The 25,859-nt window shown below is 45.2% G+C and carries 23 protein-coding genes; 20 read left to right on the forward strand and 3 right to left on the reverse strand.

Going from position 1 to position 25,859, the window contains the following annotated elements:
- Nucleotides 1-131: 131 nt before the first annotated feature.
- From ACU1JV_RS17380 to yunB, 16 genes are all read left to right on the forward strand, one after another.
- Nucleotides 132-1,571, forward strand: coding sequence for a 6-phospho-beta-glucosidase (locus ACU1JV_RS17380; protein WP_413986970.1), 1,440 nt, complete (start codon nucleotides 132-134; stop codon nucleotides 1,569-1,571).
- Nucleotides 1,572-1,846: 275 nt separating this feature from the next.
- Nucleotides 1,847-2,677, forward strand: a complete 831-nt coding sequence (gene licT, locus ACU1JV_RS17385; RefSeq protein WP_013372961.1) for a BglG family transcription antiterminator LicT — start codon at nucleotides 1,847-1,849, stop codon at nucleotides 2,675-2,677.
- 245 nt (nucleotides 2,678-2,922) lie between these two features.
- Entirely contained in the window at nucleotides 2,923-4,812 is a 1,890-nt protein-coding gene (locus ACU1JV_RS17390) for a beta-glucoside-specific PTS transporter subunit IIABC (RefSeq protein ID WP_013372960.1), read from the forward strand.
- A gap of 221 nt (nucleotides 4,813-5,033) precedes the next feature.
- Nucleotides 5,034-6,524 carry an alanine/glycine:cation symporter family protein gene (locus ACU1JV_RS17395; RefSeq protein WP_025674188.1) on the forward strand — a complete coding sequence of 497 codons (1,491 nt, stop codon included), beginning with the start codon at nucleotides 5,034-5,036 and terminating at the stop codon, nucleotides 6,522-6,524.
- A 152-nt stretch (nucleotides 6,525-6,676) separates the two neighbouring features.
- Entirely contained in the window at nucleotides 6,677-7,282 is a 606-nt protein-coding gene (locus ACU1JV_RS17400; RefSeq protein ID WP_025674186.1) for a bifunctional transcriptional activator/DNA repair enzyme AdaA, read from the forward strand.
- Entirely contained in the window at nucleotides 7,263-7,796 is a 534-nt protein-coding gene (locus ACU1JV_RS17405) for a methylated-DNA--[protein]-cysteine S-methyltransferase (protein ID WP_413986969.1), read from the forward strand. Before ACU1JV_RS17400 ends, ACU1JV_RS17405 begins: the two co-directional genes overlap by 20 nt.
- 14 nt (nucleotides 7,797-7,810) lie before the next feature.
- Nucleotides 7,811-8,626, forward strand: coding sequence for an SPL family radical SAM protein (locus ACU1JV_RS17410; RefSeq protein ID WP_413986968.1), 816 nt, complete (start codon nucleotides 7,811-7,813; stop codon nucleotides 8,624-8,626).
- A gap of 61 nt (nucleotides 8,627-8,687) precedes the next feature.
- Nucleotides 8,688-9,305, forward strand: coding sequence for a DNA-3-methyladenine glycosylase family protein (locus ACU1JV_RS17415; RefSeq protein ID WP_064963482.1), 618 nt, complete (start codon nucleotides 8,688-8,690; stop codon nucleotides 9,303-9,305).
- A 19-nt stretch (nucleotides 9,306-9,324) separates the two neighbouring features.
- Nucleotides 9,325-10,014 carry a DNA alkylation repair protein gene (locus ACU1JV_RS17420; RefSeq protein ID WP_413986967.1) on the forward strand — a complete coding sequence of 230 codons (690 nt, stop codon included), beginning with the start codon at nucleotides 9,325-9,327 and terminating at the stop codon, nucleotides 10,012-10,014.
- 70 nt (nucleotides 10,015-10,084) lie between these two features.
- Entirely contained in the window at nucleotides 10,085-11,680 is a 1,596-nt protein-coding gene (locus ACU1JV_RS17425) for a response regulator transcription factor (protein ID WP_413986966.1), read from the forward strand.
- Between the two features lie 23 nt (nucleotides 11,681-11,703).
- Nucleotides 11,704-13,560, forward strand: coding sequence for a sensor histidine kinase (locus ACU1JV_RS17430; RefSeq protein ID WP_446724610.1), 1,857 nt, complete (start codon nucleotides 11,704-11,706; stop codon nucleotides 13,558-13,560).
- Nucleotides 13,561-13,658: 98 nt separating this feature from the next.
- The gene (locus ACU1JV_RS17435; RefSeq protein WP_058710777.1) at nucleotides 13,659-15,020 is read left to right on the forward strand and encodes an ABC transporter substrate-binding protein; all 1,362 of its coding nucleotides are present in this window, start codon (nucleotides 13,659-13,661) and stop codon (nucleotides 15,018-15,020) included.
- A 32-nt stretch (nucleotides 15,021-15,052) separates the two neighbouring features.
- Nucleotides 15,053-15,955 carry a carbohydrate ABC transporter permease gene (locus ACU1JV_RS17440; RefSeq protein ID WP_413986964.1) on the forward strand — a complete coding sequence of 301 codons (903 nt, stop codon included), beginning with the start codon at nucleotides 15,053-15,055 and terminating at the stop codon, nucleotides 15,953-15,955.
- 2 nt (nucleotides 15,956-15,957) lie between these two features.
- A complete protein-coding gene (locus ACU1JV_RS17445; RefSeq protein ID WP_413986963.1) occupies nucleotides 15,958-16,794 on the forward strand; it encodes a carbohydrate ABC transporter permease in 837 nt (278 codons plus the stop codon).
- A gap of 83 nt (nucleotides 16,795-16,877) precedes the next feature.
- Nucleotides 16,878-17,810, forward strand: a complete 933-nt coding sequence (locus ACU1JV_RS17450) for an aldo/keto reductase (RefSeq protein WP_013372948.1) — start codon at nucleotides 16,878-16,880, stop codon at nucleotides 17,808-17,810.
- A gap of 196 nt (nucleotides 17,811-18,006) precedes the next feature.
- Nucleotides 18,007-18,756 (forward strand): sporulation protein YunB, encoded by a 750-nt coding sequence (yunB, locus tag ACU1JV_RS17455; RefSeq protein ID WP_013372947.1) that lies wholly within the window; start codon nucleotides 18,007-18,009, stop codon nucleotides 18,754-18,756.
- Nucleotides 18,757-18,802: 46 nt separating this feature from the next.
- Here the strand turns inward: yunB and ACU1JV_RS17460 are convergent, their stop codons facing one another.
- Nucleotides 18,803-19,909 carry a M23 family metallopeptidase gene (locus ACU1JV_RS17460; RefSeq protein ID WP_337683416.1) on the reverse strand — a complete coding sequence of 369 codons (1,107 nt, stop codon included), beginning with the start codon at nucleotides 19,907-19,909 and terminating at the stop codon, nucleotides 18,803-18,805.
- A 243-nt stretch (nucleotides 19,910-20,152) separates the two neighbouring features.
- Between ACU1JV_RS17460 and lipA the strand changes: the two genes are divergently transcribed.
- A complete protein-coding gene (gene lipA / locus ACU1JV_RS17465) occupies nucleotides 20,153-21,055 on the forward strand; it encodes a lipoyl synthase (protein ID WP_016324696.1) in 903 nt (300 codons plus the stop codon).
- A gap of 24 nt (nucleotides 21,056-21,079) precedes the next feature.
- Entirely contained in the window at nucleotides 21,080-21,943 is an 864-nt protein-coding gene (locus ACU1JV_RS17470; RefSeq protein ID WP_090738320.1) for a YutD family protein, read from the forward strand.
- A 132-nt stretch (nucleotides 21,944-22,075) separates the two neighbouring features.
- Here ACU1JV_RS17470 and ACU1JV_RS17475 read toward each other — a convergent pair whose 3' ends face one another.
- Nucleotides 22,076-22,879 (reverse strand): NAD kinase, encoded by an 804-nt coding sequence (locus ACU1JV_RS17475; protein ID WP_013372943.1) that lies wholly within the window; start codon nucleotides 22,877-22,879, stop codon nucleotides 22,076-22,078.
- Between the two features lie 66 nt (nucleotides 22,880-22,945).
- The gene (ylbJ, locus tag ACU1JV_RS17480) at nucleotides 22,946-24,244 is read right to left on the reverse strand and encodes a sporulation integral membrane protein YlbJ (RefSeq protein ID WP_090738322.1); all 1,299 of its coding nucleotides are present in this window, start codon (nucleotides 24,242-24,244) and stop codon (nucleotides 22,946-22,948) included.
- Nucleotides 24,245-24,655: 411 nt separating this feature from the next.
- Here ylbJ and ACU1JV_RS17485 point away from each other — a divergent pair, with 411 nt between their 5' ends.
- Nucleotides 24,656-25,033 (forward strand): globin domain-containing protein, encoded by a 378-nt coding sequence (locus ACU1JV_RS17485; RefSeq protein WP_013372940.1) that lies wholly within the window; start codon nucleotides 24,656-24,658, stop codon nucleotides 25,031-25,033.
- 42 nt (nucleotides 25,034-25,075) lie between these two features.
- Nucleotides 25,076-25,786 (forward strand): DUF2225 domain-containing protein, encoded by a 711-nt coding sequence (locus ACU1JV_RS17490; protein ID WP_017427265.1) that lies wholly within the window; start codon nucleotides 25,076-25,078, stop codon nucleotides 25,784-25,786.
- Nucleotides 25,787-25,859: the final 73 nt, after the last annotated feature.

The following is a 25,859-nucleotide window of genomic DNA, read 5'->3' on the forward strand; positions in this document are numbered from 1 at the left end:
GATGTTACCGATAGGGCATAACCTGAACTGGCTTGTTTACACTGCAAGTGTAATCAGGCTGGTTTGGGTTTTTTTATTACCCATCACCCTTTCTGTATCCCTTTTATTACACATTTGGAAGGAGAACGTTTATGTCCAGTTATGTTTTTCCTAAAGACTTTTTATGGGGTGGTGCTCTTGCTGCCAACCAGGCTGAGGGGGCTTATTTGGAAGACGGTAAAGGGTTGAGTCTGGTGGATCTGCTGCCTACCGGAGAGAAGAGAAGAAGCATAATGAAAGGGAATGTTCCTTCGCTGACTCCACTTGAAAGCGAATTCTATCCTTCCCACGAAGCCATTGACTTCTATCATTACTATCGCGAGGATATTGCACTATTTGCGGAAATGGGATTCAAGGCACTGCGTGTTTCCATTGCCTGGGCTCGTATTTTTCCAACTGGAGAAGACGCTACTCCAAATGAAGCGGGGCTGCAATTTTACGATGATTTATTTGACGAATTGCATAAACATGGCATTCAGCCGGTTGTGACCCTTGCTCATTTTGACGTACCAGTAGCTCTGATCGAAAAATATGGAAGCTGGCGCAGCCGGAAACTGGTAGGTTTGTTTGAAACCTATGCCAAAACTGTATTCACTCGTTACAAGGATAAAGTCAAATACTGGATGACGTTTAATGAGATTAACATGCTGCTTCATTTGCCGTTTCTCGGCGCCGGGCTTGTATTTCAGGAAGGTGAAAACGTTAAACAAATTCAGTACCAGGCTGCGCATCATCAGCTTGTGGCAAGTGCGCTGGCGGTGAAAGCATGTCACGAGATCATTCCAGATGCAAAGATTGGCTGTATGCTTGCTGCTGGCAGCTTCTATCCGTATACATGTAATCCCGAAGATGTGTATCAGGGGATGGAAAAAGACCGCGAGTCCTACTTCTTCATTGATGTACAGTCACGCGGCGAATATCCTGGTTATGCGAAACGCTTCTTCAAGGATCATGGACTAAACATCGAGATGGAATCCGGCGACGCAGCCATTTTGAAAGATCATACCGTCGACTACATCGGATTTAGCTATTACTCGAGCCGGACAACCAGCACAGACCCGGAAGTTGTCAAAAACATGACCAGCGGGAATGTATTCGGCTCCGTGGCCAACCCATATTTGGACAAGTCAGAATGGGGCTGGACGATCGATCCAAAAGGATTCCGCATCACAGCCAACCAACTGCATGACCGCTACCAAAAGCCTTTATTCGTAGTGGAAAACGGTTTTGGGGCCAATGATGTGGTTTCGCCTGAAGGAGAAGTGAATGACGATTACCGAATCGACTATCTCAAGCGGCATATTGCCGAAATGGGTGAGGCTCTTCAGGACGGAGTCGAAATTATCGGTTACACCAGCTGGGGACCGATTGACATTGTCAGCGCTTCCTCGGGAGAGATGAAAAAACGCTATGGTTATATTTATGTAGACCGTGACAACGAAGGCAACGGTTCGTTGAAGCGTATTAAAAAGAAAAGTTTCCACTGGTACAAAAACGTAATTCATTCCGATGGTGAAAATCTCGGCGAATAATCGTACCACAAGGAAATAGGATCGGACGTCCTGAATCAACGGGGATTTCCGATCCTCGTTACTTGATTGAAAGCGTTGACAATCGTTCCTTTTCGGGCTATACTTGACGCAATTCCATCATTTTTAGGATTGTTACTGCATAGCAGGCAAAACCTAAGCCACGAATAAGCGGATTTTACAGTCTTGTTTATTTGGCGTGCTTCGGTTTTTTTTGTTTGCAATAAAGTGGATGGAGCATGAGTGGCTCTTGCTGGCATAGGGAACGGGGGATCGAGATGAATATAGCAAAGGTCATCAACAACAATGTAATTAGTGTCTACCAGACAGACGGTACAGAACTCGTGGTCATGGGTCGAGGGATTGCTTTTAAGAAAAAGCCAGGAGACAAAGTAGACGAAACCAGGATTCAGAAGGTATTTGCGCTGAAAAACAAGCAGACATCCGATAACTTCAAAATGCTGCTGCGCGAGGTACCGATGGATTTGATCGTGATTGTGGAGGAAGTCATTAATGACGCCAAGCATAATCTGAATAGAAAGCTGAACGAAAATATTTATGTTTCTCTGACCGACCATATCAATTTTGCTATTGAAAGGTACCGGGAAGGACTGGAAATCAAAAACGCGTTATTGTGGGAAATCAAGCAGCTGTACAAAGAAGAATTCGCTATTGGTCTGAGAACGCTGGAACAAATCAAACAAAAGCTCGGTATTGAACTGCCTGTGGATGAAGCGGCTTATATTGCCCTTCACATCGTGAATGCTGAAATGAACGAGGAAGTCATTACGACCATGAGTATTACGAAGTTCATCCAGCAAATTATCAATATCGCCAAGTACCATTTTAAGGTGGATTTTGACGAGGATTCTTTGAGTTATTTCCGCTTTATTACGCATCTGAAATTTTTCGCCCAGCGTGTATTTAAGGGAAATCACTATGAAAATAACTATGATCATTTATATGACATGATTAAGGAAAAGCACAAGGAAGCAGCCGCTTGTACGGAGAAAATCGGAACCTTTGTAAAAAAAGAATACGGTCACGAATTGACGAACGAAGAAAAGCTGTATTTGACTGTGCATATTGAACGAGTGGTGAATAGATAAGTTAAACCTTTTATTAAGGATCAAAATAAAAGGTTAAATGTTTTTGTTGACAAATATGGTATTTTAATTATATTATGTGAGTAACAGGAATTTAATAAGTTTTAACTGGGATTGTTACTGGTTATGCAGGCAAAACCTAAGTCATGAAAAATTGCGGGACTCAAGTGCCCACCATTTTTCAAGGCTTAGGTTTTTTGTGTGCCTAAATATGGTAAAAAGCCCCTTAGAACATGGAGGTGTCCATCATGAGTTATGAAAAACTGGCTAAAGAAATTGTGCACCTGGTAGGCGGCGAAAAAAATGTAGTATCGCTCGTACACTGCGCCACACGCCTGCGTTTTGTGCTAAAAGATGAGGCAAAAGCAGACAAGGCAAAGCTGGAAAAAACCGATGGAATTATTACGGTCAAGCAGAGCGGTGGCCAGTTCCAGGTTGTGGTCGGTAACAAAGTACCAGAAGTATATAATGCCATCGGCCAAGTATCCAACATTTTGAATGAAACTGGAAAAGAAGAGAATTCAGCTAAAGGCAAGAAAGGGTTTGGCGCTGTAATCGACGTAATTTCCAGCATTTTCGCACCGTTGCTCGGAGTTATGGCGGGGTCCGGTATTTTGAAAGGTCTGCTGCTGATTGCGAGCAACCTTGGCTGGCTGGTTCCGAAAGACACTACCTATATGATTTTGTATGCTGCGGCCGACAGCTTGTTTTATTTCCTGCCGCTCTTGTTAGCGGTTACAACTGCAAGGAAATTCGGAGGTAATATCTTCGTTGCTCTGACCATCGCCGGAGGGCTGCTTTACCCGACGATTGTCACGCTGAAAACAGAAGGTACAGCAACCGACTTTTTCGGTATTCCTATTGTGATGATGAGTTATTCATCTACCGTTATTCCGATTATTTTAGCCGTGATCGTCATGAGTAAGCTGGAAAAATGGTGCAATCGCGTGATCCATGAGAGCGTCAAAAACTTTATTACACCTTTAATTCTACTTGTAATTATGCTTCCTCTGACCCTGATGGTTTTTGGTCCAGTCGGGGTGTATGTGGGCAACGCAATCGCTACCGCGCTCGTTGCTGCGTTCAGCTTTAGTCCGCTGCTGGCTGGAGCAATTCTTGGTGCTTGCTGGCAGTTGCTCGTTATTTTCGGTGTTCACTGGGGTCTTGTACCTGTATTTATTAATAACATTGCTGTTAACGGCAGAGACGGTATTAAGCCTTCTGCTGCGGCTTCTATCTTTGCTCAAACCGGTGCAGCGTTTGGGGTCATGCTGAAAACGAAAAATAAAAAGCTGAAAACGCTAGCGGGTTCCGCTACGCTTACAGCGTTGTTCGGTATCACAGAGCCAGCGGTCTATGGGGTTACGCTACCGCTGAAACGTCCGTTTATTGCAGGTATTATCGGCGGTGCTGTCGGTGGTGCCATTATCGGCCAAGCTGGGACGCAGGCATTTGCCTCTGGCGCACCTGGATTGCTGACCTTGCCGATCTTTTACGGTCCTGGTGGACAAGGCTTCCCGGGATTGATTTTAGGGATTACTGTTTCATTTTTGATCTCAGCTATCTTGACTTATATTTTAGGCTTCGAAGATCCAGTTGAAGAGGAAGAAACCACTGACAATTCGACTAAAGAGTCGACTTCTACAGTTGTCGTTTCTAATGAGGAGGTATTAAGCCCGATTGAAGGAACTGTGGTCGCTCTAACGGAAGTTCCCGATCCTGCGTTTGCTTCAGAAGCTATGGGTAAAGGTATCGCCATCCAGCCGACAACAGGCAGAGTCGTAGCCCCGTTCGATGGAACCATTACGGTGGCGTTCAAGAAAAAGCATGCGTTGGCAGTGGTTTCGCATCAGGGCGCAGAAGTTCTAATTCACGTCGGAGTAGATACGGTTAAGCTGGACGGTAAACATTTTACTTCCTATATTAAAGAAGGCGATCAAGTTAAAGCGGGAGATCTGCTGCTCGAATTTGATGTTGAGCAAATCAAGGCAGAGGGTTATCCTACGATTACGCCGGTTATCATCACAAATTCTTCTGAATATACGGAAATTCTCCCAATCTCTCAAGGGCAGATAGCTGAGCAGGCACCGCTGTTGAAACTATCTAGTGCTCCAAATGTGCAAGAAGATATCGCCTGAATTTCTTAAAGACCAAGCTCTGACGATCCACTTTTTTGGGTCCTCAGAGCTTTTTTGTCGTCCTTTCAGGTAGCAGATAAGTCGATTTGTAATTGACAATATGTCAATTAAATTAGCTTGTACGGTTGTAAAAACTAATCTATAATTTCTTGTAAATATGAAAAAATTTTCTGAAAACATTAACTGAATATGAATTGATGGATCAGGGGGAAATGCAAGGAATGTTAGAGAAGTGGGCAGAGGCAGTAAATGGCGTCATTTGGAGCAATCCTGTGGTATATGTCTGTTTGAGCGTGGGGCTATTATTTTCAATTATGACTCGATTTCTGCAAATCAGACATTTCAAAGAGATGATTCGCCTTGTATTTAAAGGGAAAAGTTCTGAGGCAGGTGTATCCTCATTTCAGGCCTTTACGATGGCGTTATCAGGACGTGTAGGAACGGGGAATATTGCGGGGATTGCACTGGCAGTCGGTATGGGGGGACCCGGGGCAATATTTTGGATGTGGGTCATGGCTTTTATCGGATCGGCCACTGCGTTTGTTGAATCTACACTGGCTCAGATCTATAAGGTAAAGCGTGATGGTCAGTATCGAGGCGGCCCGGCCTTTTATATTGAAAAAGGGACAGGCTTAAAATGGTTTGCGGTTATTTTCGCAGTTGTAGCGTTGGTCGCTATGTGTTTACTGTTGCCGGGAACTCAATCGAATTCGATTGCGGTAGCTTTTCATAATTCGTTTGGTATGGATATGAAGGTTTCCGGGATAGTAGTTGTCGTGTTGCTGGCGCTTATCATATTTGGTGGTGTAAAAAGAATTGCCAATGTGGCACAGGTAGTCATACCCTTCATGGCACTTGGCTACATCCTTGTCTCTTTCTATATTATGGTGACGAACATTACTGCGCTTCCCGATGTATTTACCCTTATTTTTCGCAGTGCCTTCGGTATCGATTCAGTGTTCGGTGGTATAGCAGGGACAGCCATTGCCTGGGGGGTAAAACGAGGCATTTATTCGAATGAAGCGGGACAAGGTTCTGGTGCGCATCCGGCAGCAGCCGCAGAAGTGTCCCATCCAGCAAAACAGGGGCTGGTTCAAGCATTTTCCGTGTATGTAGATACTTTTTTAGTCTGTACGTCCACGGCTTTCATGGTCTTGTTTACAGGGATGTACAACGTGAAGGGACCGGGTGGGGGTTATATTGTGCAGCATCTCCCGGGTGTTGAAGAAGGAACACAATATACACAGGCTGCTATTGAATCGGTATTCCCGGGTTTCGGATCAAGCCTCTTGTCCATAACCTTGTTCTTTTTCGCATTTACCACCATTATCGCCTATTATTACATCGCTGAAACCAATATGGCCTACCTGGTTGCCGACCGTAAAGCCAGATGGCCTATGTTCCTGTTAAAGTTGGTTATTCTGGGTTCGACCTTTTATGGAACGGTCGTCAAGGAATCTGCGTTGGCGTGGACACTGGGGGATATGGGGGTCGGTATTATGATGTGGGTGAATCTGATTGCTATGATCCTTTTGGCCAAGCCTGCGCTTCTCGTGCTTAAGGATTACGAGCGGCAACGGCGCCAAGGGCTAGACCCGGTATTTGACCCGAAGCAGGCGGGAATTTCAAATGCAGATTATTGGTCACAGGCATACCAGCATCCTTCAGATGAGTTGACGATCACGGTTGAACCGGGTAAGCTTCAAGCCTAAATAAGATAGATTACTACCTTTAAAGGTGGCTCCTCGTGGGGTCATCTTTTTTCATTATCTTGCCTTTACATTCCAAAAGGGGTACATATGTTCACTGTTTAGTTTATAATTTAGATATGAGGCAGGGAACATTGCACAAGAGGGGGATTGAAATGAGAGCATCCGATTTATCCATAACAGACGAGAAGTGGAGAGCTATTGTAGAAAATGACAAGTCTTATGACGGGGTATTTTTGTATGCTGTGAAGACAACGAAAATATTTTGTCGCCCCTCCTGCAAATCCCGACCTCCTAAAAGAGAGAACATCCGTTTATTTACATCAGCAGAGCAGGCTTTGGCTGAGCATTTTCGTCCGTGTAAAAGATGTAAACCGACAGGACAACGATTGCCTGATCACGACTGGATCGCAGGAGTTGCAGAATACGTAGATTCGAACTATATGAAGGACTTAACATTGCACGTCCTGGCAGAGATAAGTCATGGAAGCCCGTATCATCTACATCGTACCTTCAAGCGAATCATGCATGTCACTCCGATGGAATATATACAGCGTACTAGGTTGAAACAAGCGAAGAAGCTGCTTATTTGCTCACATCAATCTGTTGCGGAAGTGGGGGAGAACGTAGGTCTGTCCAATATCCCTTACTTTATTACGTTGTTTAAAAAGAATACAGGTTACACCCCGTTGCAGTATCGCCAACTCGAATCCAAAGCAACTCAAAAAGGAGGTACACAGCATGGTACATCAAATGAATAAAACGATCTATTGGTCATTATTGACGCACGAGGATTGGAATTTATATATTGCAGCTACATCGGAAGGATTATGTTATGTCGGTTCGCTTAATCAGCCTATAGAGGAATTGATGGCATGGGCAGGAAGTCGATTTCCCGGCAGTCCTTTAGTTGAAGAGGATATCGTTTTACAGCTCTATGCCAAGGAGCTGATTGAATATTTCCAAGGGGAGCGCACACATTTTACATTCCCTTTTGACTTTCATGGAACTGCATTTCAAATGGATGTATGGAACGCGCTGTGTAATATTCCGTATGGGGAGACACAATCCTATTCAGACATTGCCAACGCCATTCAAAAGCCGAACTCTGTTCGTGCGGTAGGTACTGCCATCGGTGCTAATCCGATTTTGGTCACCATCCCTTGTCACCGGGTCATTGGTAAGAATGGAGCCTTGACAGGGTATCGTGGGGGGCTGGACATGAAGGTGAAGCTTTTGCAGCTTGAAAAAAATCGCACACACAAATCAATATAGTAGTGAGGTTAGGTATGAAAAATGAGTATTACAAATCTCCCAAGACTCTTTTGAATAAAGGAACCGGCTTCTTGTCAGGGTATACACACTCGTTGAACCCATATACCGGCTGTACCTTTGGTTGCTCGTATTGTTATGTACGCCAATTGCCAGTCTCTACGTTTCGGAAGGAAGCCTGGGGAACATGGGTTGATATTAAAAAAGAAGCGGCAGATATTCTTCGCAAGGAACTTCGCAGGGCCAAATCCAAAGGTAAAGTCACGATTTTTATGTCGTCAAGCACAGATCCTTATCAGCCGGCCGAGTGCAAAGAAGAAGTGACCCGATCTCTGCTGGAAGTGATGGTGGAAGATCCGCCGGATTTTCTGTTTGTACAGACGCGTAGTCCGCTTGTACGACGAGATGTTGATTTATTGCTCGAATTGAAGGAATGTGTACGTGTGAGTATCACGGTAGAAACAGACCGTGAGGATATACGCAAACATTTCACTCCGGAAGCTCCTCCCATCCAGGCTCGTCTCCAAACGCTGCAACTTTTAAAAGAGGCAGGTGTGCCGACGCAAGCTACTATTGCTCCGATGCTGCCAAGCAGTGAGCATTTTGCAGACAAGCTTGTGCCTCTGGTCAACCGTGTCTGTATTGATGATTATTTTATGGGAGACGGCAGCGGGGGAAGGCGGACGCGTAGCTTGAACATTGGTGCGCTGTACGAGTCATTGGGGCTGGAAGAATGGTATCACCCTGCCGCCTATAAGGCGGTTTATGAGCGTTTTCTTCATGTTTTTCCCGAAGAACAGCTCTATGTGAGCAAAGAAGGATTTGAGCCCTGATATGAAAGCAGCCTATGCCATTAAATGAAGAGTGTACCATACAAGGGGAGCGGGAGAACAAATGGAAACGGTCATGACCAAAAACTTTGACTATGGAGAAAAGGAAATCAACTACCTGAAAACGGTAGATACCGTACTTGGTGCCGCTATAACGCAAATGGGCAAGGTAGAACGCGTAATCATTCCCGACCTGTTTGCGGCGCTTGTTCATGCGATTGTGGGGCAGCTTATTTCGGCCAAGGCGGTTCAGACCATATGGACAAGGATGCAGGAGAAATTAGGCGCGATCACTCCGCAAAATATAGCCGTTCAGACGGCTCAGGAAATTCAAAGCTGTGGCATAACCATGAAAAAAGCAGCATGTATCCTGAATATAGCCCAAACGATCGAGCGGGGATTGTTGGATTTACAGGAATTATATGGGCTTTCTGATACACAGGTGATCCAGAAATTATCCTCGCTACAAGGGATAGGCCCTTGGACAGCTGAAATGATGCTGATTAATTGCATGGAACGACCGGACGTCGTCAGTTGGGGCGATATGGCTATTCGGCGGGGAATGATGAAGTTGTACCATTTAGATACACTGACCAAGCAACAATTTGAGGAGTATCGCCGAGTGTATTCACCTTATGGTTCAGTGGCCTCCATTTATTTGTGGAGCATTTCATTTCGTTAACAAACAGGGAGTGGAAAATATGGAGAAGACCATCAGAGAGCAGATACTGTCACATGTAGATACGGATTTTCAGAAATTTACGTCTGCATTGCTGCCAACGATTAATAATGTGCTGGGTGTGCGTCTGCCGGTGCTGCGTAAGCTGGCTCAAGATATTGCCAAAGGAGATTGGCGCCTCTATCTGGAGACCGCCGAAAGTGAGCATTTTGAAGAAGTGATGCTGCAAGGTATGGTGATTGGTTCTGTAAAAACAGATATTGAGGAAGTTTTGAGTTATACCGCCAAGTTTGTTCCTAAAATTGATAATTGGTCCGTATGCGATAGTTTCTGTGCCGGATTGAAAATCACGAAACAACATAAAGAAAAAGTATGGGATTTTATTCAGCCCTATCTGTTCTCTAAGAAAGAATATGAAATTCGGTTTGGGGTGGTTATGCTGCTGAATTTTTATATTGAAGAACAGTATATTAACCGGGTGCTTACTTTGCTAGATCAGACCCATCGTGAGGATTATTATGTACAAATGGCGGTAGCCTGGGCTATATCTATCTGTTATATCAAGCTGCCTGAGGTAACGATGGCGTATTTAAGTCATAATGCATTAGACGATTTTACTTTCAACAAGGCTCTGCAAAAAATCACAGAATCATACCGGGTGGATCAGGCAACGAAAACGACCATTCGTAGTATGAAACGAAAAAGAAAATAGGATGGGTCCCCGCCTGTAAGTGTTATACTGAAAAAAACATACGTGTATAAGATCGACAGGAGGGGAGTCAGTGAATTCGATCCCGCTGGGAGTGCTGGTTGTAGATGATGAAACTAGGCAGCGCCGTGGGTTGGCTGCCATGGTCCGGGATTTACGTCCAGAATACGAGGTTTGGGAAGCCAAGAACGGGAAAGATGCTTTAAACATTTCATTATCCCAACCGATCCAGATCGTTTTTACAGATATTCAGATGCCGATTATGAACGGGATTGAATATCTTCAACAATTGAGGACATCGGGTCAGCATGAGACCAAAGTTATTTTAGTGACAGTCTACCAGGAATTTAGCTATGCACAGCAGGCGGTACGATACGGAGCGAATGATTATTTGGTAAAACCGGTGCAATCACAGCAGCTTATTGAAGTGATTCAACACATGGAGAAGATCATTCTAGAGGAGCAGGAAGTACTCGGTGAAAATCGAACAGCGTTAAATCAAATCGAGCAGAGCATGCCTGCATTTGTGGAGCATTTGTTTAGCAGATGCGTGACAGACAAGTTGCAGTCGAACGAGAAAAGCCTATTAAAAAGTCACTTTGGGTGGCAGGGGGTAGGTGAAGTTCTCGCATTGGGGGCATCTGCATCCCGCCCAGAGGATATTTATATGTGGGATAATAAGCTGCGAAACACGGTTGTTGAAATATTGCGGCCTTGGGCGTCTTCTGTCGTGTTCCCACTTGAAGTCCATAAAGACCATATGATCGCCGTGGTGAATTGGAGAGACAGGACTGAAGGCAAGGAGGCCAAAGGTGCACTTCAAGCTGGTCTGAAAAAGGTGGAGCAGCAGCAAGCTATCTCCATTTGGTTTGCTTGGGGTCAGCCTTTTGATTTTGATGAAATGCAAATAAGCCCATCTCACGAAAGGGCTGTTCGCCTGATCTCCATGCGTTTTTATACACCTCACATCAGATGTTTGAACCTTGTCGCTTCAGATGATGACCAGCCGGTACAGGAATTGAGCACTCATGAACAAATAGCCTTTCTAAAATTCGTTGAAAGCGCTATCTCCAATGGAAAGCCCGATCAGCTATTGGAATGGGTACAACATTTCATTGGACGAATGACGCAAGGGTACCCTCCACCTGATGCGCTTAAAGCTAAATTAATACACCTTCTCCTAGTTAGTTTACCACGGTTAAATATAGGGTGGAGTGAGGAAGCCTACTCACGTTACTCGGAACAGTTGAACCGAGCTGTCGAAGAGGCCACATGTCTTCAGAATCTTGAGGATCGTATTGCAGCATGGTTAAAAGAGCTGATTCTTGAGCTTGACGGCAGCTCCAAAGGTGAACCTATCATGAAAAAATGCAAGGAATTTCTGGATACACATCTACATGAAGACCTAAGTCTGGAGATTGTGGCCCGGCGCTTTCACTATAATGCGTCCTATTTTAGCATTCTGTTCAAAAATTATTTTGGGCTCTCGTTCACGGAATATATGGTGAAGCTCAGAATGCAAAAGGCTCAGCACTTACTGCTGCATACAGACGCCAAGGTCGCAGAAATTAGTAGACAGGTTGGTTATAAAGATATCAAATACTTCTTTAAAGTGTTCAAAAAAAACGTAAAGCACACACCTGAAGAATTTCGCAGAAAATTCAATTAATCGTTAGGTGAAAGGAAGGTACAATGCGCCAAGTCAAATATATATATCAAAAATTTTTGGACAGTAGCTTTCGTACGAAGTTGATGCTGTCCTATTTTTTGTTGTCTGGTTTTATCGTTTTGATCCTGGGCTTTGTCTACTTCGAAACCAGTGCGCGGAATATTACTGCAAACGTAACAGATGGCGTTACAAGTGTACTTCGAAGTAATAACCAGCTGCTGGATAACAAGCTGACAGCTATTCAAAAAACCGTAGATATGATTCCAATTGATCATGACCTTCTACAGACCATTACAGACGTGGATACTACGGATTCTTCATCGCTTTTACGAACTGATCGCAGTATTACGAAAATTTTGTACAGATACTTTGGCAATATGGAGGAAGTATACGCTTCTCAAATTATGACGCAAAAGTATGCATACGGAAGTACAGAGCGGATGTATATTCCCGTTCAGCCGTTTTATTCTTCTCCCTTGGCGACAACAGCGGTGCAAGCAGAGGGGGCTACCAAGTGGATTCCTGCCTATTCGTATGCCGACACCTTTCATCAGCAGGATTTAAAACAAGGTTCCTATGATTTTAGTTCTTTATTTGCTGTGGTTAAGCAGCTTCATTTGACTGCATTAGATGATGCTGGAACCTTTCATACGCTTCCTGAAGGCAAGGAAAAGCCTATACTTATATTGAATTTCCGGCCTGATTTGCTAAAGGTCGGTTTTGAAGATTATGCAGCCCGCAGCGGATTTGCACATCTATCCTACGGTATGATTCACGATAACAATGGGATAGTCATGAGTTCAGATCGACAGCAACAAGCGGGGGAGCCGGTGGCAGATTGGCTGAAGAAGGCCATTACTTCGGAACAAGGGACGAAAATGGTAAACGTTAAGGGTCAAAGCATATTACTGGTTTACGAAGCGATGAAGACGACGGGCTGGGTATCGTATATAGCCATTCCCATGGAAGATGTACTGGGACATCTGTCAACGATTCGTACCTACACCTTGTTTTTTTTAGGCATTATGATGCTCATTGCTGTTATCCTTGCTTATTTGCTGTCTGTATACATCAGTAAGCCCATTACAGATATGAAACAGGCGATGAAGGTAATGGAGAAGGGAGATTTTGATATTCGAATTCCTGAACGTGGCTATGATGAATTGGGGGACCTGGTGATCCGATTTAATCAAATGAATGAGAAAATTAAAGATTTGATCGAAGAAAATTACAAATCACGTCTGCGAGCCAAAGAGTCGGAGTTAATGGCACTTAATTTACAGCTTAATCCCCATTTTTTGTATAACACCTTAACGACAATGTATTGGATCGCACTAGAGCATAAACAACAGGAACTGGGCCAATTGATCATTAGTCTGGCGGAAATGCTGCAAATTACGACTCGAAACAAAAATGATACATGGAGCCTGGAAACCGATCTGAATTGGCTGGAAAAATACATTTACATTATGCAAAATCGCTTTGAGAACAAGTTCACGGTGGAATATGATATTGATCCCATTTTGCTTCAGATGGAGGTTCCCAAACTCTTCTTGCAGCCTTTTGTGGAGAATTCAATTATTCACGGTTTCGCCGAAATGGAATCAGGCGGTCAGATTAAGATCACAGCCTGGATCGAAACGCAATTGGTGTGTTTTAAAGTCGAGGATAATGGATTAGGAATTCAAGAAGATCATATACGCCGAATTCAAGCTGGAGAAATCCGGGCAACAGGCATTAAAAATGTAGACAGAAGAGTGCGGCTGTTATATGGGATGGAATATGGGATTGCGCTCCACTCGCCAGAAGGTAAGGGGACATTTGTCCTGATCCGAATCGGAGAAACGCATAGATCTAATCAAATGACACCAATCCAATGAGAGTACGACTTTTCAAAATGTAAGCGTTTGCTAGAATGGATTTAGTGACGAAGCAACAAACGAAAAGATAAAAAATAAACGGTTTGGGGGCGCTACTCATGTTAAAACGAAAGTTATGGATCGTCTGCATGTGCTTGATCGTTGGACTTATGTCAGCCTGTAGTTCAAATGAGAGCAGCAAGCCAGTAGATTTGCAGGGGCACGAGCAAGTGACACTGACCTATGCCAGCTGGGGGAGCACCAATGAAAAGAAGGTTCAACAGGAGATTGCCAAAAAATTCACAGAGAAATATCCGTGGATCAAAATCAACTATATGCACATCCCCGGGGATTACGTAACTAAATTAACGACGATGTTTGCCGCCAACCAGGCACCAGATGTATTTCCTATTTATAAAGCACAGGCTCTGCAATGGGCTGAACAAGGCAAACTATATAATTTAAATGAATTTTTGAAGGAGGATAAGGAGCTAACGAAGGAAAGCCTCATTCCTAATTCAGTTATCTATTGGGATAAGGATAAAGTGGCAGGGGTCAAGGTGACGGAGGAAGCCTTTGCGCTTTATTACAACAAGGATTTGTTTGATGAGGCTGGTGTTGCCTTGCCGCCAGTCAAAGCTGAAGAGGCTTGGACATGGGAACAATTCTTAGAGACAGCACAAAAGCTCACCATTGATAAAGCGGGAAATAATGCGCTCAGCCCCAATTTTGATGCAAGTAACATCAAACAGTATGGAGTTCGGTTTGACACATGGATGTGGCACCTGCTGGTTCCTTCCAATAACGCAAGTGTGATTTCCGACAAAGGGGACTCGCTTAACCTTGAAAACCCTGATGTGATTGAAGCCGTGCAAAAGATGGCGGATCTGATCAACGTGTATCATGTGGCACCGTCGCCGACGCAGTCCAAAAATATTCCTTCTCCGGCCGTAGCATTGCAAAGCAAACGTGTAGCGATGGATCTGGATGGGCAGTGGGTCCAATTGGATCTTGGAGAATCGAAGGTGAATTTTGGTGTAGGCGTGTTACCCAAACTGAAAAGCAGTAAAACAATCCTGTTTGGTGAACCGGAAGTGATTTCTGCCAAAACCAAACATCCGAAAGAAGCATGGATGTTTTATAAATTCTTGCTGGATGCTGAAAGCGGACTTGACATGCATTCCAGCGGATTGTGGATGCCTGTCATGAAAAAGTGGTACACCGAACCAGACTTGATTAGCAAATGGGCAGATGTCAAGCCAGGCCATGCGGAGGGATATCGTGATGCAGTCATGAACCAAACGTTGCATAACGGTGTTAATTCTTACGACTACTATCTGAAAAACTCGGAAAAAATCAATGCGATTATTAACCCGGCGCTAGATCAGGTGTGGCTGGGCAAGAAAACGGTGGAGCAAGCATTTAAGGAGGTTTCCGCCAAGGCGAACGCTGAATTTAAAGGGACATATCCGAAAGAATAAGGTGAGGGTTTTGACAGAAAGAGAGGGATAGAATGCAATCGTTATCTTCTATTCGTAAGAAGGAAAATGGGTTGGGGTGGCTTTTTGCCGCCCCTGCTATTCTGGGCTTTGTCATTTTTGTTCTGGGACCGATGATCGCTAGTCTCTGGTTCAGTCTTACCGATTACAAGGTTGCTTCACAGGCCCGTTTTATTGGTCTGGATAATTATGTAAACTTATTTGACGGTACGGATCAATTTTTTTACAAATCCCTTGCGGTTACTTTTTATTATGTGTTTTTGAGTGTGCCCCTGCAAATTATAGTGGCTTTCTTTCTGGCCATATTGCTCAATCAAAAGGTAAAAGGTTTGGCTTTTTTCAGGACCGTTTTTTATCTGCCCACGATTGTCCCACTCATAGCATCGTCTATGATCTGGATGTGGCTGTTTGATCCGGACCTTGGCTTGCTGAATGTGGTGTTGCGTGCGCTGCATTTGCCCGAAAGTCAATGGATTTATAGTGAAGGGTCGGTAGTTCCTACACTGGTTTTAATGAGTTTGTGGACCGTTGGGGGAACAATGATTATTTTTCTGGCTGGCTTGCAGGATATACCTAGGCATTATTATGAAGCCATTGAAATTGACGGTGGTAGCGCTCTTCATAAGCTTATCTATATCACAATTCCATTGACATCGCCTACGATTTTCTTTAATACGATTATGGGCTTCATCGGTGGATTTCAGGTGTTTGTCCAGCCTTACGTCATGACTCAGGGTGGACCTAACAATTCTAGCTTATTCTATACATTTTATTTATTCCGCGAGGCATTTACTTTTTCGAATATGGGTTATGCCTGTGCGATTGCTTGGGTGCTCTTTATTGTAGTTTTAACATTCACTGCCTTTCTGTTCAAGACAGCCCGAAAATGGGTGTATTACGAAGGCGGGGGGGCATGAGGATGAAAAAACATGGCTTGCGTTGTAGCAGAGTTTTTCTCTACACAGTGCTCATTGTGGGGTCACTTTTTTGCATGTTTCCTTTTTACTGGCTGGTGAGAAGCTCCATGATGGATTTAAGTCAGATTTTTTTGATCCCGCCGAAATGGATTCCCGAGCCTTTTGTATTCGAAAATTTTTTACAGCCGTTTGAAGAGTTATCGTTTGGGCGCTATTTTGTGAACACATTTATCGTCGTTGCAGGTACTTTAGTGGGTGTACTTCTGTCGAGTACCATTTCTGCCTATAGCTTTGCGCGAATGAGATGGAAAGGAAGAGATAAGGTTTTTGCCGTGTTATTAAGCAGTATGATGCTGCCGTTTGCGGTCACGCTAATTCCGTCTTTTATTGGTTGGCAGGCATTAGGCATGGTTAATTCCTACGTTCCATTGGTATTACCTTCGTTTTTTGGTGGAGGCGTTTTTAACATTTTTTTGCTTAGACAATTTTACATGACTCTTCCGCGAGAGCTGGATGAAGCTGTATTTGTGGATGGAGGCAACCATTTTACGATCTTTACTCGCATTATTTTACCTTTGTCCCGGTCAGCGATTTTGGTCATCGGATTGTTTACATTTTTGAACACATGGAATGATTTTATGGGACCGCTCGTTTATCTTAATGATGAAAGCAAATTTACGTTGGCGATTGGGCTACAGCAGTTTCAGGGAATATATTCGGCGCAATGGGGTGTTTTGATGGCCGCTTCTTTAATTGTCGTGTTGCCAGCTATCATTCTTTTTGCCATAGGGCAGAAGTATTTTATGGAAGGCATTGCCTTAACGGGGATTAAGGGATAAGAGCAGCAGCCAGGTACGCACTTTGCTTTTTTTGGAATTTAATAATAAAATGGAAGTAACTTTCGAAAAGGAGATGACGTGAATTGGCAGAGCAAGTGCGTATTGGCAAAACAGATTTATATGTAAAACCAATCGGTTTGGGTGCGAATAAGGTAGGAGGACATAATCTTTTTTCCGGTTTGAACAATGAAACGGGCAAAGAAGTCGTTCGCACAGCTTTGGATAACGGCATCAACTTCCTGGATACAGCTTTTATTTATGGGCCTGAGCACTCAGAGCGGTTGATCGGTGAGGTACTTAAAGAGCGCGGCAAACGTGAGGAAGCTGTCATAGCGACCAAGGGAGCACATAAGTTTGTAAACGGAGAGGTTGTTTTTGACAACTCGCCTGCTTTTTTACGTGAATCCGTCGAATCCAGTCTGAAAAGATTGCAAACAGATTATATTGATCTGTTCTATATTCATTTCCCAGATGAAGCTACACCGAAGGCAGAAGCAGTCGGAGAACTGAAGAAGCTCAAAGACGAAGGTAAAATTAAGGCTATCGGTGTATCTAACTTTACCATTGAACAACTTAAAGATGCGAATAGTGACGGCTATGTAGATGTGCTTCAATCCCATTATAATCTGTTGCAACGGGAAGCTGAGAAGGATCTGCTGCCTTATACTAAGGAAAATGGCATTTCGTTTGTGCCGTATTTCCCGTTAGCTTCTGGACTGCTAGGTGGTAAGTATACGAAAGACATGACCTTCACGGACATCAGAGCGAAAGATCCATTGTTTCAGGGAGATGCATTTGCCCGTAATTTGGACAAAGTGGAGCAGGTACGTGAGATTGCCAATGCGTTGAATGCAGAGGTTGCTCATGTGGTGCTTGCATGGTATTTGACCCGCGATTCGATTGATGCCCTCATTCCAGGCGCGAAGGGACCGGAGCAGGTTCTGGCGAATCTGAAAACGCTGAATGTCCAACTGAGTCAGGCGGATATCGAAAAGATTGACCACATTTTCAAATAATAAGTTGAGCTGAACTGAATCGGATTTGAAATCATATATGTTTAACACCAGGAGGAGCTGCCGGACGGGCGGCTTCTTTTTCGTTTATTTGCGGCATATCCTTCTAAAGTAAGCTCATCGCTGCGGGGGGATCAGAATGAATAGAAAACCGCAATGGCACAGCAGACCGAGCAGAAGGCGACGCGGCAGGCGCAGAATGTGGCTCATTGTGGCATTGGCGCTGCTGGTAGGAATCGTACAGGTGGCCGCTTATGTGGAACAGCATTTGAAGCCGCCCATGATGCATCTGGCTAAAGTGCGGGTCAAACAAATGGCGACGGAGGCAATTAATTCAGCAATTACTGCGCAGGTAGAGCAGGGGAAGACTGCTGATAATTTGATCGAATGGAGAACGGATACACAAGGGAGAACCTCTGGATTTGTTCTAAATTATGCGGAGCATATGAGAATTACGTCAGACACACTCAAAGCAGTCAAGGCAACGATGGACAGTATGAGTCATTTTGACGAGAGCGTTCCGATTGGTCAGGCATTGGGGAGTCCGCTGCTGGCAGCTTATGGACCCAAGGTCCCTCTAAAGGTGGAGCCGCATGGAGCAATCAAGGTGGATTTAAATACACGTCAGCAGGATGCGGGCATAAACATGATCTTGGTGGAAGTGTACATTCGAATTACGACGGAAGTGTCTGTGGTTATACCGTTTGAGATGCAACCTCAGATTGTGGAGACGGAAATCCCGGTTTCTTATTTGTTGGTGGTGGGCAACGTCCCGATGTACTACTATGACAATCAAGGTAAACCCGTCGGCAAAAATGGTGCAACCGCTCCGCAGTTGGCACTGCCTTCCCATTCTATAGAAAGTAGCGGCGCTGTAGATTCCAGCATAGAAAGTGTTCCAGAGATACAGGAAGAACCCAATTCCCTCAGGCAGTCTCCAACGCCATAAGCAAAGAGGGGATTGGTGTGAGCTACTCAGGAAAAACCAAAGGGACCTATGAGGAGGTCCCTTTGGTTTTTCCTGATTTGAGCGCTTTACGTTCGCTCTGCTCCCACTGTCTCAATAACGGATATGGGTCAAAGGACCAGTCTGTCCAGCCATTGTCCCGGTATATACCATAGTGCAGATGTGGTGGAAACTTGCCTTGGGTACCCGGTTTTCCATAGCCCGAGCTTCCGACCCAGCCAACCGTCTGACCAGGCTTGACGATGTCTCCGTTATGAACGGTTTTATCAAAGCCGGAAAGGTGTGCATAGTAGTGATAGCGGTTGTTGAGATCACGAATACCGATTCGCCAGCCTCCGAAGGGATTCCAACCTTTCATTTCAACTACACCGTAGCAGGTGCTGCGAACCGGAACTCCGTAGCCTGCAAACAGGTCAGTCCCTTCGTGTATACGGTAGCCGCCCCAGCTGCGACGGCTTCCCCAAGTGCTGCGGTAGCTATAAATGCTGCCTAGAGGCAGCGGAAAAGCTTGACTGACCAGATCAAGCTTGCCATACGTCTGATACAGCTTGGCAAACTGCTGAACTCTTTGAACCGAGCGGCTGTTATGGTAATATTCCCACACGGCAATACCAAATTCATCCTCGCTATTTCCATACTTTCCGAGATAAGAAGCGATGCTGAACAGCAAATCCTTGTCATTATTGCGGTCAGCGATTCCATCGCCTGAGCCGTCTTGTCCCAGCCCGGAAAATAGTTCGATGGAACGCGGATTTTGATCCTCGGAATCAGGGTTCAACAGACCGGACCATACCGGTCCTGTCACAAAAATACCTATGATCCGTTCCGCATGCTTGCGATCCTTGGGATGGGCCACCGTAAGTGTGCGTTCGTACTGGTCGATGGCAGCCAGTCTGTACCAAGGGACTCCTGTCAGGGCTTCGATGGAGTGATATAAAGCAAGTCTGGACGTATACAATGAAGACGAAGCGTGTGAAGCATCCATAGTTGCTGTCAGGTTATTTCCGCCTGACGAGGACTTTGTGTGCTCTGCAGAGGCATGAGCAGGAAGCGGACAAGCCGTTGTCAGTGTAGTAGCGCACAACAGCAGCGATAACAGACGAACAGCGCGGACTGCCCGCGTAGGGTAAGGCACGTGAACCGACCTCCTATAAAAGGGCTTAACCACCCGGTAAATTCTTGGCCCGTATTCGCGTAAATAGGGCGCTTTTGATTAGATTGAGCCATTTCCGCCGCTTTTATCCATCTCAAGAGTTTACTTTTTCCGGCATCAATGTCATATCAAAAAGGGAACAATGAATGGAGGTTTTTCCATGGCTTTCATGCTATAATGTATGGCAATGACAGCTAAAGCACATCAGAAAGAAGGTCTATGCCATTGTCTAAAAAAGTGAAGGAAGCTAAGCCCGACTGGATTCGTATTAAACTTACGACAGGCGATAACTATCAGGAAATCAAGAGCATGATGCGTTCCAAGACATTACATACCGTATGTGAGGAGGCACGGTGCCCTAATATATATGAATGCTGGGCCAACAGGACAGCTACATTTATGATTTTGGGTGATATTTGTACGCGTGCGTGTCGTTTTTGCGCAGTAAATACGGGAATGCCTACGGAACTGGACTTGCAGGAGCCTGAACGCGTCGCGGAAGCGGCTGAGAACATGAATCTAAAGCACTGTGTCGTAACCAGTGTGGCACGTGATGATTTAAAAGATGGGGGCGCTACAATATTTGCAGAAACGGTTCGTGCGATTCGCCGCCGATTGCCTTTTTGCAGTGTAGAAGTATTGATTCCCGATTTTATGGGCGACATTGAGTCGCTGCGAATTGTCATGGATGCCAAGCCAGATATTCTCAATCATAATATTGAAACAGTGGAACGCATGTCCGACAAGGTTCGGGCTAAAGCGAAATACCATCGCTCTCTGGAACTGCTTCAACGTGCAAAACAATTAAATCCGGCGATCCCAACGAAATCAAGCATCATGTTAGGTGTCGGAGAAGAGTGGGACGAGATCATACAAACCATGGATGATCTGCGCAAAGTCGATTGTGACATTATGACAATTGGTCAATACTTGCAGCCGTCCGAGAAACATTTATATGTGCAAAAATATTATCCACCGGAAGATTTTGCGAAGTTAAAGGAAGAGGGATTACAGCGAGGATTCAGCCACGTCGAATCCGGTCCGATGGTCCGCAGCTCCTACCAAGCGCATGAGCAGGTGAAGTCGGCCGCTCAGCATAAGGAAGAAAGCGCCCTTTCGCAGGTTTGATCCGGGAAAGGCGGTCAGAATAGCTTGTTTCAAATCGGTGGTAAGAACTATGAAGTGTTGCAGGATCACAAGAACGGGTGGAATCCCGAAGCCTTTCGTGATCGATATAGTGAAGTGTTGGATCGCTATGATTACATTATTGGCGATTGGGGTTACAATCAGCTTCGTCTGAAGGGGTTTTATCGAGAGGGGCACCCCAAAGCCAATAAGGATACATCCATTGTGGTATTGGACGATTATATTAATGAATACTGCAATTTTGGCTGTGCCTATTTTGTGCTGCAAAAAAGCCGTGAAGTTGAAAATAAGAACGGCACCAGTGATGACTTCGTTCCTCCCGACATCCAGCAGTTGGTAGATGCTCAAAGGGAACAAGCGGGAACGTTAGATTTCGAAGAGCGCCAAGAGGTATCGCAGCCTTCAGCTGGACAAACGGAATGGCCGCAACCACAGCAGGATTCCGCAGCTACAGAGGAGTCACGAGTGGAACAGCCTTCAGAAGCCCGTGAACCACGCGAGTTGCAACGTAGGGAACCGAAGGATGCTCAGGAAGTGCGTGAACGACAGCCACGTGAAGCTCGCGAAAGTCGGCCATCCAGAGAAGGACGTGAAGGAAATCGGCAGCGTGAAGCACGTGATTCGCGCCAGCCAAGAGAACCGCGTGAAGCAAAGGATGGGCGAAGTTCGGGGGAAGGGCAGCAAGCCCGTGAACCACGTAGGCAGCGCAATCCGCAAGGAAATTTCGATAAAAAAGAATCGCGTGGGCCACGTTATGATCGCCAGCCCAAGGAAAATCGGGAGGGACGGCAAGTTCGTGTCTCGCGTGAACCCGAGGGCCAGCGTCAAAAAAATAAAACATTCACATCTCCACAACAAAACGGTTCCTGAATTTTCAGGAGCCGTTTTGTTTGTAAGTTCCTCCAAGGCTGCCAAGTTATGACCAACTTTTTGCCTATTTAAAGTGGGGATATGCCCTCCTGATCAATTAAAAAAGAGCCGGAGTCGGCTCTTTTACAAGTTCTAATTGAGAAAAGCGTTACGTACCCGATCCCAAAATGGGAAAGGACGGTAACGAGCGAAGCTGATCTTCTGACTTGCAACCTGACATCGAACAGAGATTAAGTCATCCACAGGAAAGTTCAGGTGATCTACTGTCAGTAGAAGACGCTGATCTTTCCGTGAAAAAATATCACAATGATGATGTTTTGGCAGTAGCAGTGGTGATCCCAGTGTCCGATACACACGGTTATTAATGGAAGCGATCTCAGTTAATTGCAATGCTTCGATGGTAGGGTGAACCATAGCTCCGCCAAGTGCCTTATTATAGGCGGTCGTTCCTGAAGGTGTAGAAACACATATACCGTCACCACGGAACATTTCAAAGGTGATATCGTTAATATCTACTTGGGCAACGACCGTGCCATCTACCCCTTTTAACGTAAACTCATTCAGGGCAATAAAAGAAGCATTGCCTGACTTCTTGTGAATTTCCAACTCAATCAGTGGATACTTAACGATTCTCGGGTTAAGCGGTCCCTCAGATCCGCTTTGGCTCATCAGGTGGATTAGCTCCTCCAGCTCGTCCGCACGCCAATCCGCGTAAAAGCCCAGATGACCGGTATGTACACCAACAAAGGCTATATCCGGAATGCGGTCAATGAAGGTATGAAACGCATGAAGCATCGTACCATCGCCTCCTATAGACACGACGATTTCTGGCGATTCGGCATCCAGCTTGAAATTCTTTTCTTGGGCAAGACGGTGAAATTGCTGACTCAAGTCCATGGAGTGCTGATCCCCGCGATCCAGAACATAATATCTCAAGATGAAAAGCTCCTTTGTCATGGGTATATACCGATCATAATCAATTATGAGCAAGAACACAATCGTTCATTGCCGGTGTATTCCTCTCAATCGTACGAATAAGCGATTTGTACCCACGCTTAACCAGGAGAGAGCCAGCATTCCAGTCAGTATACAAGCAAGAAGCAGCAGACTTTGCAGTAGCATAGCGGACGAGAAGCCAGGGGACCATGCGATATCATGTACCGGAGAAAAGACCGGAGAGCTTCCCTGTCCCATTAACGGGCGCCATAACACGAGAGCTAGCAGTGCGGAGATGATCCCATGCGCAGCCCGGGCCAGCAAAAATGGCATATAGCGGAGATTCGTCATATTTAAAATACTTGCAACCTGTGCATGGACCGATAGCCCGCCCCAGGAGAGAACAAAAGCTGCTGCAGCTACCTTGAACGGTAATGCCGCTGCTGCGGCTCCACCTGCAGCTTGCGCACCTAAAGTGACTTCAAAAATACCACCTACGATGGACTCTGTTAATGCAGGAGGAAGACCACAGGCAGACAATAAGCTAGCCGTAAGCAGATGTAGCCCGCTCATTAAGCCAGAGTTCGTCAAAGCTTCTAAAATGACGCAGAAGAATACAACCAGCCCTCCTACGACAATAATAAGGCGTAGGGAGGAAGCAATCGCCTGACGAAGCAACTCACCCAATGGACGTCCGTCTTCCAAACGTGCTGTATGCATAGCATATAACGCTTGGCGCAGTGGTCCAGGCTGCTTATTGCGACCTGTTGTTATTGTGTTAGCAGACTTCGACCAGGTTTTTTGAGGAGGCTGAGAACGTTCGCTGCGAATATCGTTTTTTTCTGAACGGGAACCATGAAAACGCATGAGTAGTCCGATGATGAGAACACCACCGTAATGGGCCGCTCCCAGTACGAGTGCAATTTCGGGTTGATGGAAGAAGCCAACCGAAACTGCACCGATCAGAAATATCGGATCAGAGGAAGTCGTAAACGCGACCAAACGTTCACCTTCAATGCGTGTGATCCATTTTTGCTCCCACAGCTTTGCGGTTAATTTGGCCCCTATAGGGTAGCCGGATGCACAGCTGACCGCAGCGACAAACCCCCCGCAGCCAGGTACACGGAATAGAGGTTGCATCAGTGGGTCCAGTAGCGCACCTATGAAATGAACAATTCCAAAGCCGAGAAGAAGCTCGGAAATAACGAAAAATGGAAATAAGGACGGGAATAGCACATCCCACCAGATGGCAAGACCGCGAAGCCCGGCATTCAGAGAAGATTGCGGATACACGGCCATCAGTATGAATAGGAATAACAGCATAAGGATGAGCAAAGGAAGCGAGAAACGGTGGTACAGCGACATGGAGGCCCCTCCTTTGGAGTTGTACTATTATACCTATGTCGGGGATGGACAAAGAGTACAAAAAAGTAAAGAAAACGATTACATGGAATGCTGTTTTTTTGTAAAGAGTATGTTAAAATAAAAAAACAACGATTCCATAACCTTAAGGATGGAGTGATCAGGATGAGTATCGTTGCCGGTCTGTTTGTATGTGCTTTTGTGTATGTAATTCGTGCCTCTCTCGTCCATCCCGGTGAAGAGGATTGGCGGAGTTATTAGTGGAATTCATGGAATGACGAAGCGATGTGCAGCGAAGCAAACCTCTTCATATGTTAAATTGATAAAATGACGCTTATTTTTAGCGTCATTTTTTGTTTTTTGTTATAATACGAGTGTATATTTATTACCATAGCACAGAAAGTTGGAGGAAAAGTGAATCCTAGCCTGAGCATTTATGACAACCTTGGGGGTGCAGAAGGTATTCGTGCTATTATTGAGGCCTTCTACCCGAGAGTTTATAAAGATCCGTTGTTAAGTCCCCTGTTTCCTAAAGACATGGAGCCGGTAAAGGAAAAGCAGTTTATGTTCCTAAGCCAGTTTTTTGGAGGGCCGTCCCTCTTTTCTGATGCATATGGTCATCCGATGTTACGTGCCAGACATATGAAGTTCCCCGTGACGGAGGAGCGAGCAGAGGCATGGTTGTCTTGTATGGCAGATGCGTTAACGGATACGGGAATTGAGGAGCCGCTTCGTTCCATCATACTTAGTCGTTTGTCCGGTCCTGCGCATCATTTTGTAAATACCCCGTAAGCTTTCGGGGATTGCCGAATTTTGGAGAGGGTTGTAAAAACATTGGAACTTGAACCGTTATATCAGATCAAAATCGTCTGCCCGCAGTGCGAACAAGAATTTCAGACATCCCGTGTCAGACCAAGCCTAAAGAAGGCTATTCGTACCGATTCAGATTTTTGCGCTTATTATAAGAACGAAAATCCGGATTTTTATGTCGTACGGGTCTGTCCTCATTGTGGATTTACTTCGACAGAGCACTCTACCGTTCAGTTAAGCGATCAGCAAACCAAGCTATTTAAGGATAAAATCGGTAATCGCTGGCAGCCTCGCGAATATGGCGGGCATCGTAGCTGGGAAGAGGCATTAGAAACGTACAAATTGGGTTTACTCTGTGCACAGGTCATCGGAGAAAAGGAACGCGTAGTAGCCAGTCTATTGCAGCATATTGCATGGATGTACAGATACCAGGGGAATGAGGAGCAGGAGCTTCGCTTTCTCAAATTTAGTTTGGATTCCTATGTTCGAGTCTATGAGCTGGAGGGCGTCGGTGCGAATAATGCCAAACTGCTTTATCTGATTGGTGAACTGCATCGACGTACGGGTAACTTTAACGAAGCAGTGCGCTGGTTTTCGCGTGTCATTAATGACAAGAAAATTATGGATGCAGCGATGATTAGAGCTTCTCGTGAACAGTGGTCTGTCCTACGTGAACAAATGCTGGCAAAAAACTTCCAGCTACCTGAGGAAATGCAGAACGCAAGCTCCTCTTGAAGTAATAAAGGTGTGCACTATGAGCGATCTAGGCTCATGGTTCACACCTTGTTTGTAAAACGAGTTATCTTAT

Source organism: Paenibacillus sp. T2-29, from assembly GCF_052921365.1.

Bases quoted from the DNA above. Each gene is read 5' to 3' on its own strand.
- ACU1JV_RS17380 (WP_413986970.1), top strand. From the start codon at position 132: ATGTCCAGTTATGTTTTTCCTAAAGACTTTTTATGGGGTGGTGCTCTT.
- licT (WP_013372961.1), top strand. From the start codon at position 1,847: ATGAATATAGCAAAGGTCATCAACAACAATGTAATTAGTGTCTACCAG.
- ACU1JV_RS17390 (WP_013372960.1), top strand. From the start codon at position 2,923: ATGAGTTATGAAAAACTGGCTAAAGAAATTGTGCACCTGGTAGGCGGC.
- ACU1JV_RS17395 (WP_025674188.1), top strand. From the start codon at position 5,034: ATGTTAGAGAAGTGGGCAGAGGCAGTAAATGGCGTCATTTGGAGCAAT.
- ACU1JV_RS17400 (WP_025674186.1), top strand. From the start codon at position 6,677: ATGAGAGCATCCGATTTATCCATAACAGACGAGAAGTGGAGAGCTATT.
- ACU1JV_RS17405 (WP_413986969.1), top strand. From the start codon at position 7,263: ATGGTACATCAAATGAATAAAACGATCTATTGGTCATTATTGACGCAC.
- ACU1JV_RS17410 (WP_413986968.1), top strand. From the start codon at position 7,811: ATGAAAAATGAGTATTACAAATCTCCCAAGACTCTTTTGAATAAAGGA.
- ACU1JV_RS17415 (WP_064963482.1), top strand. From the start codon at position 8,688: ATGGAAACGGTCATGACCAAAAACTTTGACTATGGAGAAAAGGAAATC.
- ACU1JV_RS17420 (WP_413986967.1), top strand. From the start codon at position 9,325: ATGGAGAAGACCATCAGAGAGCAGATACTGTCACATGTAGATACGGAT.
- ACU1JV_RS17430 (WP_446724610.1), top strand. From the start codon at position 11,704: ATGCGCCAAGTCAAATATATATATCAAAAATTTTTGGACAGTAGCTTT.
- ACU1JV_RS17435 (WP_058710777.1), top strand. From the start codon at position 13,659: ATGTTAAAACGAAAGTTATGGATCGTCTGCATGTGCTTGATCGTTGGA.
- ACU1JV_RS17440 (WP_413986964.1), top strand. From the start codon at position 15,053: ATGCAATCGTTATCTTCTATTCGTAAGAAGGAAAATGGGTTGGGGTGG.
- ACU1JV_RS17445 (WP_413986963.1), top strand. From the start codon at position 15,958: ATGAAAAAACATGGCTTGCGTTGTAGCAGAGTTTTTCTCTACACAGTG.
- yunB (WP_013372947.1), top strand. From the start codon at position 18,007: ATGTGGCTCATTGTGGCATTGGCGCTGCTGGTAGGAATCGTACAGGTG.
- ylbJ (WP_090738322.1), bottom strand. From the start codon at position 24,244: ATGTCGCTGTACCACCGTTTCTCGCTTCCTTTGCTCATCCTTATGCTG.